This window comes from Variovorax sp. MPBD4-3 (assembly GCF_058809745.1).
Map to the genome: position 1 here is coordinate 66,559 of NZ_JBXASW010000024.1, position 13,507 is coordinate 80,065.

At 69.3% G+C, this 13,507-nt stretch carries 3 protein-coding genes; all 3 read left to right on the top strand.

Annotation, left to right across the window (positions count from 1 at the left end; translation table 11 throughout):
- Positions 1-3: 3 nt before the first annotated feature.
- Positions 4-3,090: a non-ribosomal peptide synthetase gene (locus AC1RVW_RS16195; RefSeq protein WP_493201083.1), complete on the top strand. Its 3,087-nt coding sequence runs from the start codon at positions 4-6 to the stop codon at positions 3,088-3,090.
- Positions 3,087-10,844: an amino acid adenylation domain-containing protein gene (locus AC1RVW_RS16200; RefSeq protein ID WP_493201086.1), complete on the top strand. Its 7,758-nt coding sequence runs from the start codon at positions 3,087-3,089 to the stop codon at positions 10,842-10,844. The genes AC1RVW_RS16195 and AC1RVW_RS16200 overlap by 4 nt, the downstream gene beginning before the upstream one ends.
- The coding region (locus AC1RVW_RS16205; protein ID WP_493201088.1) for an amino acid adenylation domain-containing protein at positions 10,845-13,507 on the top strand (2,663 nt) is incomplete at its 3' end.

Below are 13,507 nucleotides of genomic sequence, written 5' to 3' on the forward strand. Positions count from 1 at the left end.
GCGATGACCGACAGTCTCGAAGCCACGTTCCCCCTTTCTCCCGAACAGCGCGCGGTGCCCGCCGCCGCACAGCGCCTGCTCCTGCGAGCTTGCATCGAAGGCGCGCTGGACACGGGGCGCCTGCGCCTCGCCGTGGAGCGTGTGCTGCGCGCGCACGGTGCGCTGTGTATGGCCATCCGCCCGGTGCCGGGCTACAGGGGCCTGCGGCAACAGTCTCTCGAAGCGGTGCCGCCGCTGAAATGGCAGCTGGCCGACCTCAGCGAGGCGGACGACGGCACATTGGACGCCTGGTTCGAGGCATTCAATGCCGAGCCGCTCGCCACTGAGCGCGGGGAACTCGTCAGCGCCGCCCTTGTGCGCACGGGCGAGAACCGACACATGCTTGGCCTTTCGGTCAACCCGCTGGCGGCGGACAGGGAAAGCCTTCAGAACCTCTTCGGCCAGATCGCCACGGCCTGCTCGGGCGAAGGCGGCTTCGACCCGGTGGAGGTCTTCCAGTACGCGCGCTTCGTCGAATGGCGGCAGGACCTGCTCGAAGGCGAAGATGCGGCGCAGGGACGTGCCTACTGGCAGCGGTTCGTGGCCGACGCCTCGGCCCTCCCGCCGCCGCGCCTGCAAGAGCGGCTCCATGCTGCGCAGGGAGAGGCCTCGCGCCATCGTGTTTCCATTGCTGTAGACGCAGCGCTCGCAGGCCGCGTGGCCGCGTGTGCCGATGCGCTCGGCGCAGAGCCGGAGACCCTGCTGCACGCGGCGTGGTGGCTGTTGCTTGCCAGGTTGAGCGACACCGGCCGTTTCATCGGCGGCTGGCAGCACGACTGCCGGCGCGACTACGAACCCATGCAAGGCGCGGTCGGCGTGTTCGACAAGGTGCTGCCGGTGGTGATCGAGGTGGCGCCGGGCGAGTCCTTCGCAGGCTGGACCGGCAGGTTCGACGCCGCGCTGGCGGCGCATGTCGATGCGCAGGAATACTGGCCTGTCGATGCGCCGCCCCTCTCGACGCACACCGTCGTCGGCTTTGCCTCGCACGTGGTGACGCCGCCTCACGGCACCGATGCGCGGTGGCGCCTCATCGGGCTGCCCGGACCGATGCCCTGTTTCGAACTCGCGCTGCAGGCCGCATGGCAGGCGGAAGGCGCGGTGCTGTCGCTGCATGCGGATGCCGCCCGTTACGGCCGGGCGGTCCTGGAACGCCTGTTGCTGCAGTTCGTCACGCTGCTCGATGCCGTTGCAGCGCAGCCCGATGCGCCAGTTGAAGCGCTGTCGCTGGTCGGGCCGAAAGAACGTGAGTTGTTGCTCGCGCAGGGTTGCGGCGAACGCATCGATGCGGGCATGCAGACCGTGGCCGACCGCATCGCACATTGGGCGCAGGCCACGCCGGATGCCCCCGCGCTCGAAGCGGGCGGCCAGCGCCTGAGCTACCGCGAACTCGATGCCCGCATCGACCTGCTCGCACACTGGCTCACTGCACAGGGCGTGACGCCCGGTTCCATCGTCGCGCTCAACCTGCCGCGCTCGGTCGAACTGCCGGTGGCGATCTTCGCCGCCTGGCGCGCCGGTGCCGCCTACTTGCCGCTGGAGCCCGAATGGCCCGAGGCACGCCGTGCGGCCGTGCTCGCGGACGCGCAGCCGGCAATCGTGCTCGATGCGGCCATGCTGCCTGCCCTTGACGGCACGACGGATGCGGCGCCTGCACATCGCATCGCCCTGAAGGACCTGGCGTACGTGCTCTACACGTCCGGGTCCACGGGCAAGCCCAAGGGCGTCGCCATCGAGCAAGGCCATCTGCTGAACTATGTGGCCGCCGCCTCGGCTGCGATGAAGCTCGGCAACTGCCGCCGCTGGGCGCTCACCAGTTCGGTCGTCGCCGACCTGGGCAACACGGCGCTTTTCGCCGCCTTCTTCAACGGCGCCTGCCTGGTGGTGGCGGCCGAAGACGAGGTGAAGGACACAGACGCCTTCGCCCGCTTCATGGCCGACAACGAAATCGACGCGATCAAGATCGTGCCTTCGCACCTGGAGGCGCTGCTCGAATGCGCATCGCCTTGCCTGCCGCGCACGCTAGTGCTGGGCGGAGAGGCCGCGCCGCGCGCGCTTGTCGAGCGCATCGCGCGGCTTGCGCCGCAGTGCGCCGCGTACAACCACTACGGCCCGACCGAGACCACGGTCGGCGTGATGGTTCACGCGGTGCCCGCCGACGGGCAGGTGCCCGAGCAACTGCCGCTGACGCGGGTGCTCGCGAACAACCGCGTGCACGTGCTCGACGGGGCGCTGGGCCTCGTGCCAGCTGGCGCGCTGGGCGAGGTCTACGTCGGTGGCGCGCAGCTGTGCCGCGGCTACCTGAACCGTGCGGCGGGCGACGCCTTCGTGCCCGACCCCTTCAACCCGGGCCAGCGCCTGTATCGCACAGGCGACCTGGCGTATGTGCTGGCCGAAGGCGGCATCCGCCTCGCGGGGCGTGCGGACCACCAGGTGAAGATCCATGGCTTCCGCGTGGAGCCGGCCGAGGTCGAGGCGGTGCTGCTGGCGCAACCGGGCGTGCGCCAGGCAGTGGTGCTTGCGGTGCCGGATGCCGCAGGTGCGACCACGTTGTCCGCCTTCTTTGTCGCCGATGCGGCGCTCGCCGATGGCCGCGCCTTGCGCGAACGGCTGGCCGAGCTGCTGCCCGCGCACATGGTGCCGGCGACCTTCATGGCCACGGATGCCTTTGCCCGGCTTCCCAACGGAAAGATCGACCGGCTGGCGCTGTCTGCGATCGCGCCTGCCGCTCGCGCAGACAAGGCCCGCATCGAGCCGCGCGACGCGCTCGAAGCGGTACTCGCCGACGGCATGGCCTCGCTGCTGGGCAGCGGCCCCATCGGCGTGGAAGACGACTTCTTCGAACTCGGCGGGCACTCGCTGCAAGTCATCAAGCTGGTCGCGCGCATCCGCAAGCTGCTTCAGGTCGAGGTGGCGGCGGGGGTGGTGTTCGACCATCCGACGCCGGCGGCGCTGGCGGCCGCGCTGCGCGAAGGCAGCGAGGACGCCGCACAGCTCGAGCAGCGTGCGCAGGCCCACAGGCGGCCCGAAGAACACATGAGCGAGACCGCATGACCCATTCCCTGATTCATCCCACCATCGCCCGCACCGTGTCCGAGGGCGACGCCGTGGCCCTGTCCTATGCGCAGGAGCAGCTGTGCTTTCTGCAGAAGCTCGAACCGGGGCTCACGGCCTACAACCTGCCTCGCGTCTTTCGGCTGGCCGGCCGGCTCGATGCGGGCGCGCTGGAGCGTGCCTTCCAGGCACTGATCGCGCGCCATTCCGTATTGCGAACCCGCTTCTTCGAGCAGGACGGTGTGCCGATGCAGAGCATGCAGGCCGACGCGCCGTTCGCGGTGGAGCGCATCGACCTGTCGAGCCTGGACGTCGAAGCGCAGAAGGCACCGCTGGACGAAGCCGTGCGCCGCACGGCCGGGCATGTGTTCGACCTGGGCGTGGCGCCCGCGATGGTCGCATGCCTCGTGAAGCTCGGAGACGAACGGCATGTGCTTGCCGTCTGCTTGCACCACATCGTTTCCGACGCCTGGTCGAACCCGATCCTCGCGCGCGATCTGGCCGAGGCCTACCGCCTCGCCTTGCACAGCGCCGGCCCGGTCAGGCTGCCGCCGCTTGCCGTGCAGTACGCCGACTATGCGGTGTGGCAGCGCGCGAATGTAGAGGGCGGCGCGCTGGAGCGCCAGCTTGCGCACTGGAACCGGCATCTGGGTCCGGAGGTTCCGGTGCTCGACCTGCCGACCGACCGCGCGCGGCCCTCGCGCAAGAGCTTCGCTGGAACCGCGCTCGGCTTCGATGTGCCGCCAGCGCTCGCGCTCGCCGTGCAGAAGTTCTGCCGCGCCGAGAAATGCACGCCTTTCGTCGCCTTGTTCGCGGCATGGCAGGTGCTGCTTGCCCGTTCCAGCGGCCAGAACGACTTTGCCGTCGGCGTGCCCAACGCCGGACGCCAGCACGAGGAAGTGAGCGAGCTGCTCGGCTTCTTCGTGACCACCCAGGTGTTCCGCGCGCGGCTGTCGCCGCGCCAGAGCCTGCGCGAGATCTGCCGGCAGGTGCGCGCCGACGCGCTGGCGGCGCTCGACAATGCCGAGCTGCCCTTCGAGGTGCTGCTCGCGAGCCGCACGGACCGGCGCGACCCGGCGCGCAGCCCGCTGTTCCAGGTGATGTTCGGCGTGCAGATGGCTGGCGAGACGGTGGCATTAGATCTCGAGGGCGTGCGCGCGGAAATCGAGGAGTTCGACGACGCGGGTGCCAAATTCGACCTGTCGCTCGACTTCTATGTCGATGCGCGGGGCGTTCGCGGCCGCCTCGAATACAACACCGACCTGTTCGAGGAAAGCACCGCGCAACGTCTGGTGGCGCGCTATCTGCGGGTGCTCGAAGCCCTCGCGACCGAGCCCGACAGCGTGCTCGCCAACCTCGTGCTGACCAGCGAGGGCGAGCAAGCGCAACTGATGCGTCAGAGCGAGAACCTGCCGCATCGCGCCTGCGCCGATCCCGTGCACCGCCTGATCGGCCAGCAGGCCAGGCGCACGCCGGAAGCGGTGGCGCTGGTGTTCGGGCATGTGTCGCTGAGCTACGCGCAGCTCGAAGCACGCGCGAACCGCCTGGCGCACCGCCTGATCGCGCTCGGCGTGCGGCCCGACACGAAAGTGGGCATTGCCACGGAACGCAGCGTGGAGATGGTGGTGGCGCTGCTGGCGATCCTGAAGGCCGGTGGCGCCTACGTGCCCATCGACCCCGAGTACCCGCAAGACCGCATCATCTACATGCTCGAGGACAGCGGCGTCTCGTTGCTGCTCACCCAGAGCCACATCGCGCGTGCGATCCCGGTGCGCGAGGACGTGCAGACGATCGAACTGGACTTGCTGGACCTGGAGACGGGTCCGAGCGTCGACCCCGACGTGCCCCTGCACGGCGAACACCTGGCCTATGTGATCTACACCTCCGGCTCCACCGGCCGGCCCAAGGGGGCGGCCAACCGCCACCGCTCGCTCTACAACCGCCTGGCCTGGATGCAGGATGCGTATTCGCTCAATGAGACGGATACGGTGCTGCAGAAGACGCCCTTCAGCTTCGACGTGTCGGTGTGGGAGTTCTTCTGGCCGCTGATGCAGGGCGCACGTCTGGTGGTCGCGCAGCCGGGCGATCACCGCGAGCCGGGCAGGCTGGTCGAGCTCATCCGCCGCCACTGCGTCACCACCATCCACTTCGTGCCCTCGATGCTGCAGGCCTTCGTGGCCCATGAAGGCATCGAGGCCTGCACGAGCCTCAAGCGCATCGTGTGCAGCGGCGAGGCACTGCCCGCCGAGGCGCAGGCCAGGGTGTTCGAGCGCCTGCCGGGCGCGGGCCTGTACAACCTCTATGGCCCGACCGAAGCGGCCATCGACGTGACGCACTGGACCTGCCAGGCGGACGGGCGCAACCACGTGGCCATCGGACGTCCGATTGCGGGCACGAAAACCTACGTGCTGGACGCGGGCCTGAACCTCGTGCCGCAGGGCGTGGGTGGGGAGCTGTACCTGGGCGGTATCGGGCTGGCGCGCGGCTATCTGGACAAGAGCGCTCTCACGTCGGAGCGCTTCGTGGCCGATCCGTTCGGCGACACGGGCGAGCGGCTGTACCGCACCGGCGACCTGGTGCGCTGGCGCGAGGACGGCCAACTGGAGTACCTGGGGCGCATCGACCACCAGGTGAAGATCCGGGGCTTCCGCATCGAGCTGGGCGAGATCGAGGCGCAGTTGCTGGCACAGCCCGAGGTGCGCGAGGCGGTGGTCATCGCCGACGACGGTCCCGGCGGCGCGCGGTTGGTCGGGTATGTGTCGTTGAAGTCGAGCCAGCCTCTGGAGCCGGCGGCGCTGAAGACGCGTCTTGGCATGGTGCTGCCCGACTACATGATCCCTTCGGCATTGGTGATGCTCGATGCACTGCCGCTGAACGCCAACGGCAAGATCGACCGCAAGGCGTTGCCTCGACCTGAGCGGCCGCTCAGCGGCTCGCACGAGGTACCCGCCGAGGGCGTCGAACAGGTTCTGGCCGGCATCTGGGCTGCGGTGCTCCGCGTGGCATCGGTCGGGCGGCACGACAACTTCTTCGAACTCGGCGGCGATTCCATCCTCAGCCTGCAGATCGTCTCCCGGCTTCGCGCGGCCGGATGGAAGCTGACGCCACGGCAGATGTTCGACCGGCAGACCATCGCCGAACTCGCGGAGGTGGCCGAGCCCGAGGATGCGGTAACAGCGCAAGCGGGAGTGGGGGGCACGGTCGAGGGCATGGTGCCGCTGCTGCCGTTCCAGGCCGAGTTCTTCGAGACCGGGATGCCAAGGCGCAATCACTGGAACCAGGCCCTGCTGCTGCACAGCCGCGAGCCACTGGACCTGCCCGCGCTCGAAAGCGCCCTTGTGGCTGTGATGGAACACCACGACGCCTTCAGGCTGCGCTTCGGCCAGGACGCCGACGGCGCATGGCGCCAGGCCTGCGAACCGCTGCCTGAAAACTGGCATCAGGGCCTGCTGTGGGTAAGCCAGTCCAAGGATGCGGCCGGGGTCGAGGCCCTGTGCGACGAGGCTCAGCGCAGCCTGGACCTGGAGCAGGGTCCGCTGCTGCGGCCGCTGGCGATCAAGCTGGCCGACGGCAGCTGGCGCCTGTTGCTCGCAATCCATCATCTCGTCATCGACGGCGTGTCGTGGCGCATCCTGCTGGAGGACCTGGGGCACGCCTATGCAAGGCTGCGCGCAGGCGAGCCTGTTGTGCTGCCCGCCAAGACCGGCAGCGTCAAGGATTGGGCGCTGGCACTGCAGGCCCATGCCGCCGCGTATGGTGACGAGGAACTCGCTTTCTGGCGCCCGCTGACCCGGGTATCCGCGGAGCTGCCCTGCGAGCATCCGGAAGGCGCGAACACGCAGGCCGAGCGCGTCAGCGTCGAACTGCGCCTCGACCGCGCCAGGACGCACGCGCTGCTCAAGAAGGTGCCGGCGGCCTACCGCACGCAGGTCAACGACGTGTTGCTCACGGCCCTTGGCCGGGCGCTGTGCGCCTGGAGCGGCCACGAGCGGCTGCTGGTCATGCTGGAAGGACACGGGCGCGAAGATCTGCTGCCCGCAGGCGTCGATCTCTCGCGCACCACCGGGTGGTTCACCAGCCTGTTCCCGGTGCTGCTCGACCCGTCGGGCTCACCGGTCGATGCGCTCAAGCGCATCAAGGAAAGCCTGCGAAATATTCCCGCCAAAGGGCTCGGCCATGGCGCGCTGAAGCACCTGGGCAGCGAAGCCCAGCGGCAGGTACTGCGCGCGCTGCCCAGTCCGCAACTCGTCTTCAACTACCTCGGGCAAGTCGACAGCGGCTTCGACGCGCAAGCGCCCTGGCGGCTGGCCGACGAGAATCCGGGCGCAGCGATCCACGAAGCCGCGCCGCTGATGCATGAGTTCATCGTCAACGGGCAGGTGCTCGAGGGCGAGCTGAGCCTCACGGTGAGCTACAGCCATGCCCGCCACGAACGGCAGACGGTGCAGGCATGGGTGCGGCGCTTCGAGGAAGAACTCGATGCGCTGATCGCACATTGCGCCGCCGGCGCACGCGGCGTGACGCCGTCGGACTTTCCGCTGGCCGGTCTCGGCCAGGCGGAGCTCGACGCCCTGCCGGTGCCGGTCGCCGCGCTGGAAGACCTCTACCCGCTGTCGCCCATGCAACAGGGCATGCTGTTCCATGGCCTGCTCGAGCCGCATGACGGCAGCTACGTCAACCAGCTGGCCGTGGATGTGGAACACCTGGACCCGATGCGCCTGCGCGCCGCATGGGATGCAGCACTGCAGCGCAGCGCCATCCTGCGCAGCGGCTTCCTGGTGCACGGCGACACACCCCTGCAATGGGTCGCCGCGAGCGCCGCGATGCCCTGGATCGAGCAGGACCTGCGCGACAGCGCCGACCCCGACGCCGCGCTGGAGGCGCTGGCCCGTGAACAGCAGGCACAAGGATTCGACCTGGCCCGCCCGCCGCTGATGCGCATGCTGCTTGCGCGTATCGGCAAACGACGCCATCGGCTGATCTGGACGCACCACCATCTGCTGCTGGACGGCTGGAGTGCCGCGCAGTTGATGGCCGAAGTGCTGCGCCGCTACGACGGACAGCCGCCGGTGCCGACGCCCGGCCGCTACCGCGACTACATCGCCTGGATGGCGGCGCGCGACCCGCAGGCCGGCGAACGCTACTGGCGCACGGTCATGGGCACGCTGGAAGCGCCGACTCGGTTGTTCTCCGCGTTGCGCCCGCCAGTCCAGCCAGGCACGGGGAAAGCACGCCACCGCAGCGCGCTGGATGTTTCCGGGACGGCGCGCCTGCAGCAGGTCGCGCGGCGCGAGCGCGTGACCTTCAACACCCTCATGCAGGCGGGCTGGGCGCTGCTGCTGGGGCGACACACGGGGCAGGACACGGTCGTGTTCGGCGCCACCGCCGCCACGCGGCCGGCCGAGTTGCGCGGCGCCGAGCAGATGCTGGGGCTGTTCATCAACACACTGCCGGTGGTCGTGCCGCTGCGGCCCGGGCAGCGAGTGGGCGAGTGGCTGCGCGCGCTGCAGGCCAGCCAGGTGGCGGCGCGCGAACACGAGCACACGCCGCTGCACGAGATCCAGGCCTGGGCCGGCGGCGCGGGCCAGGGGCTGTTCGACAGCCTGCTCGTCTTCGAGAACTACCCGGTGGACCAGGTGTTGCGAGAGTCGGCACCGGGCGGCCTGGTGTTCTCGGCGGTGCGCACGCAGGCGGATACCTCCTATCCGTTGAGCTTGCTGATCCACCAGGGCAACACGCTGGAGCTGGAGTGGCTCTATGCGCAGGAACTGTGCGACGAGGCCGTCATCGTGCGTCTGGCGGCCCAATTGCAAGCTCTGTTGCTCGCCCTGGCAGAAGACAGCGAGAAGCCGCTTGCGCAGCTGACGCTGGCCGATGCGCGGGAGCAGGCGCTTCTTGCGCGCTTCGAGCGAGGCGACTTCGCGGCGAGCGCGCCCGAGCCCGTGCACCGGCTGGTCGAGCGGCAGGCGCGGGCGACACCTGATGCGCCTGCACTGGTCGTCGGCGAACGCCAGCTCAGCCACGCTGAGCTCGACCGGCTCGCCAATCGTTGGGCCCATCGCCTGATCCGGCTCGGCGTGCGGCCCGAGGATCGCGTGGCGATCGCGGTCGACCGTTCCGTCGAGACCGTGGTGGGTCTGCTGGCGGTGCTGAAGGCCGGCGCGGCCTATGTGCCGCTGGACCCGGCCTTCCCGGCCGAACGCCTCGCCTACATGGTGGAGGACAGCGGCGTGGCCTGGGTGCTCACGCGCGATGCGCTCGCGCAAAGGATGCCGTCGCGGCCCGGCGTGCGCCTGCTGTCATTCGACGCCGCCGATGTGAGCGACGAAGCTGAAGACGCCCCGATGGTGCCGATCCATGGCGACCATCTGGCGTACGTGCTTTACACCTCCGGGTCCACCGGCCGCCCCAAGGGCGTCGCGATGCGGCATGGCGCAGTCGCGCGACTGATCGCATGGCAGCTGGCGAGCGCGCCGGCCGCGCGCCGCACGCTGCTGTACGCATCGCCGTGCTTCGACGTCGCCTTCCAGGAGATGATCAGCGGCCTGGCGTCGGGCGGCTGCCTCGTGCAGAGCGCTGAAGCGCAACGGCTCGATCTGGTCGAACTCGAGACGCTGATGCGAGAGCAGGCGGTGGAGCGCGTGTTCCTGACCTTTTCCGTGCTGCAGCATCTGGCCGAGTCTTCGCTGGCCCAGGACACGCGGCTGCCGGCGCTGCGGGAAATCATCACGGCCGGCGAACAGCTCAAGCTCACGCCGGCCCTGATCGCGTGGCTGCAGCGCGAGCCGCAATGCCGGCTCCTCAACCAGTACGGCCCCACCGAGACCCACGTGGTCAGCGAGTTCGGCGTCGAACTTGCCGGTGGCGAAGGGCTGCCGCCCATCGGGCGGCCGGCCTCCAGCGCGCGCCTTCTGGTGCTGGACAGCTGCCTGCGGAAAGCCACCGTGGGCGTTGCCGGCGAACTGTATGTCGGCGACGAAGTGCTCGCGCGCGGCTACCTGAACCGCGCGGGCCTGACGGCGCAGCGCTTCATCGCCGACCCGTTCGAAGAGGGTGGCGGCCGGCTGTACCGCACGGGCGACCTGGTGCGCTGGCGCGAGGACGGCCAGCTGGAGTACCTGGGCCGGCTGGACCACCAGGTCAAGGTGCGGGGCTTTCGCATCGAGCTCGGCGAGATCGAGGCGCAGCTGCTGGCCCGCCCCGGCGTGCGCGAGGCGGTGGTCGTGGCGCAGGAGGGCCCCAGCGGGGCGCGCCTGGTCGGCTACGTCTGCGGCCACGAGGGCCGGGTGGCGCTGGAAGCTTCCGCGCTGCGCGAGCAGCTCGGCGCGGTGCTGCCCGAGTACATGGTGCCCGCAGCGATCGTGGTGCTCGATGCGCTGCCGCTGAACGCCAACGGCAAGGTCGACCGCAAGGCGCTGCCCGAACCCGGGTACGCCGCGGCGCAGGACTACGAGGCACCGCAGGGCGAAGTGGAACAGGCGCTCGCGCAGGTGTGGGCCCAGGTGCTGGGCCTGCCCCAGGTCGGGCGCCACGACAACTTCTTCGAACTGGGGGGCCATTCGCTGGCCGCACTGAGGCTGCGGCAGCTGGTCAAGGCGCGTCTGGACGTCGACCTGCCGCTGCAGCGCTATTTCGAATGCCCGAGCCTCGCGGCCTGCGCGCAAGTGGTGGCGGCCGAAGGCCGTGCACAGGCTGCGCAGGACGGCTCGGAGCTGGATCGCATGGATGCATTGTTGGAAAGTCTGGGAGCCTAAGTGAACGCACGCAGCACATTGATCGCACAACGCTTTGCCGAGCTGCCGCCGGCCAAGCAGAAGGAATTCATCGCGGCGTTGCGACAGCAGGGCATCGACTTCGGCCGGCTTCCCATCGTTCCGCAGCCCAGTGGAGCGGCATTGCCGCTGTCCTATGCACAGGCACGCCAGTGGTTCGTGTGGCTGATGGAGCCCGTCAGCGCGGCGCATCACATCACGGCCGCACTGACGCTGAAGGGCCATCTGGACCAACATGCGCTCGAAGCCAGCCTGGCCGCATTGGTGGCCCGGCACGAATCCCTGCGAACCAACTTCAGGGCCGACGCCGATGGCGTGGCCGAACAGGTCGTTCGCGCCGAGGCGATGCCCGACCTGCGGCAGGTCGATCTGAGGCCCCTGCCTGCAGGTGCCCGCGCAGCCCGGGCACAGGAAGAAGCAAGCCGCATGGCCGGCGAGGCCTTCGACCTGGGTACGGGTCCGTTGCTCCGCGTCGGCCTGATCCGGCTGGACGAGCAAGAGCAGATCCTCGTGCTGGTGATGCATCACATCGTGGCCGACGGATGGTCGATGCAGATCCTCATCGACGAGTTCGGCCGGCTCTACCAGGCGCATGCGGCGGGACAGGCGCCAGCGCTCGCCGAGCCGACGCTGCGCTATGCCGACTACGCCGCATGGCAGCGCAACTGGCTCGATGCCGGCGAACGCGACAGACAGCTCGGCTACTGGAAAGCGCAGCTCGGCACCGAGCAGCCCTTGCTGCAATTGCCTGGCGACCATCCGCGCCCCGCGCAAGGGCCCTACCGGGTGGCGCGCCACCGTGCCGCATTGCCGCCGGCGCTGGCCCGCGAACTGCGACGCAGCGCCACGGCGCACAAGGCCACGCCGTTCATGCTGCTGATGGCCGCTTTCCAGGGCCTGCTTCATCGCTACAGCGGCCAGACGGACATCCGCCTCGGCGTGCCGGTCGCCAACCGGGACCGGCCCGAGGTGGCCGGCGTGGTGGGCATGTTCGTCAACACGCAGGTGCTGCGCAGCACGCTGGCCGGCCACATGACACTGGCCCAGGTGCTGGCGCAGGCGCGCCAGGCCGCCCTGGATGCGCAGGCCCACCAGGACCTGCCCTTCGAGCAGCTGGTCGATGCCCTGGCGCCGCAGCGCAGCCTGAGTCAGCCGCCGCTGTTCCAGGTGATCTTCAATCATCAACAGCAGGACCTGAACGCGATCGCGCAACTGCCCGGCCTCGCGCTGGAACCGTATGAAATCGAGGAGCAGGCCGCGCCGCTCGAACTGGCGCTCGACACGCTGGAAGAGTCCGGCGGCGGGTTCAGCTTCGTCGTCACATACGCCAAGGCTGTGTTCGAGCCGCGGACCATCGAGCGGCTGGCGGCGCATTACCTTGCAATGTTGCAGCAGATGGTGAGCCGGCCCGGGCAGACGCTGCGCGAGGTCGAGTTGCTCGACCAAGCAGAGCGCGTGCAACTGCAGCGCTGGGGAGCGGGAGAGCGTGATTCTCGAGAAGAAGTCGCGCTGGTCCATCGCCTGGTGGAACAGCAGGCACACGCGCGGCCAGACGCCACCGCGCTGATCATGGGCGACGTCGAGCTCAGCTATGGCGAACTCAACGCCCGCGCCAACCGGCTGGCTCATCGCCTGATCGCCCTGGGCGTGCGCCCGGAGAGCCGCGTGGGCCTGGCGGTGGAGCGCTCCATCGAGATGATCGTGGCGCTGCTCGGCGTGCTCAAGGCGGGCGGCGCCTATGTGCCGCTCGACCCCGGCTATCCCGCCGAACGCTTGGAGTTCATGGCAGCGGACAGCGGCATCTGCCTGCTGCTCTCGCAAGCCCGTGTGCGCGATCGCCTGCCGGCCAGGATGCGCGAACTCCCCGTGCTGTTGGTGGATGCAGGGGTGCTGGGGACGGGACGCACGGACAACCCCGAGGTCGCGCTGAACGGCGAGCACCTGGCCTATGTCATCTACACCTCCGGCTCGACCGGGCAGCCCAAGGGCGTCGCCGTCGCGCACGGACCGCTAGGCATGCACATCCTGGCCGTGGGCAAGGTCTATGGCATGACGCCGCAGGATCGGGAGCTGCAGTTCGCCTCCATCAATTTCGATGGTGCGCACGAACGCATCTGGACGCCGCTGGCCTTCGGCTCGGTGCTGATGCCGCGCAGCGAAGAGCTGTGGTCGGTGCAGCGCAGCCACGAGGAAATGCGCCGGCACGGCATCACGATCGCCTGCTTCACGCCGAGTTATCTGCAGCAACTGGCCGAGGGCATGGGCGAGGAGGGCCATGTTCCCTCGCTGCGTTCCTACACGGTGGGCGGAGAGGCGACTTCGCGTACCGCCTTCGATCGCGTGATGTCGAACCTGCGCCCGCCGCGCGTCATCAACGGCTACGGGCCGACGGAAACGGTGATCACGCCGACCATCGCCAAGGCGCACGCGGGTGAGGGCTTCGACGCGGCCTACATGCCGATCGGCTCACCGGTCGGCGACCGCACGGCGGTCGTCCTCGACAGCGAGCTGAACCTGGTGCCGGCCGGCATGGCCGGCGAACTGTATCTGGGTGGTGCCGGTCTTGCACGCGGCTACCTGAACCGCGCGGGCCTGACGGCGCAGCGCTTCATCGCCGACCCGTTCGAAGAGGGTGGCGGCCGGCT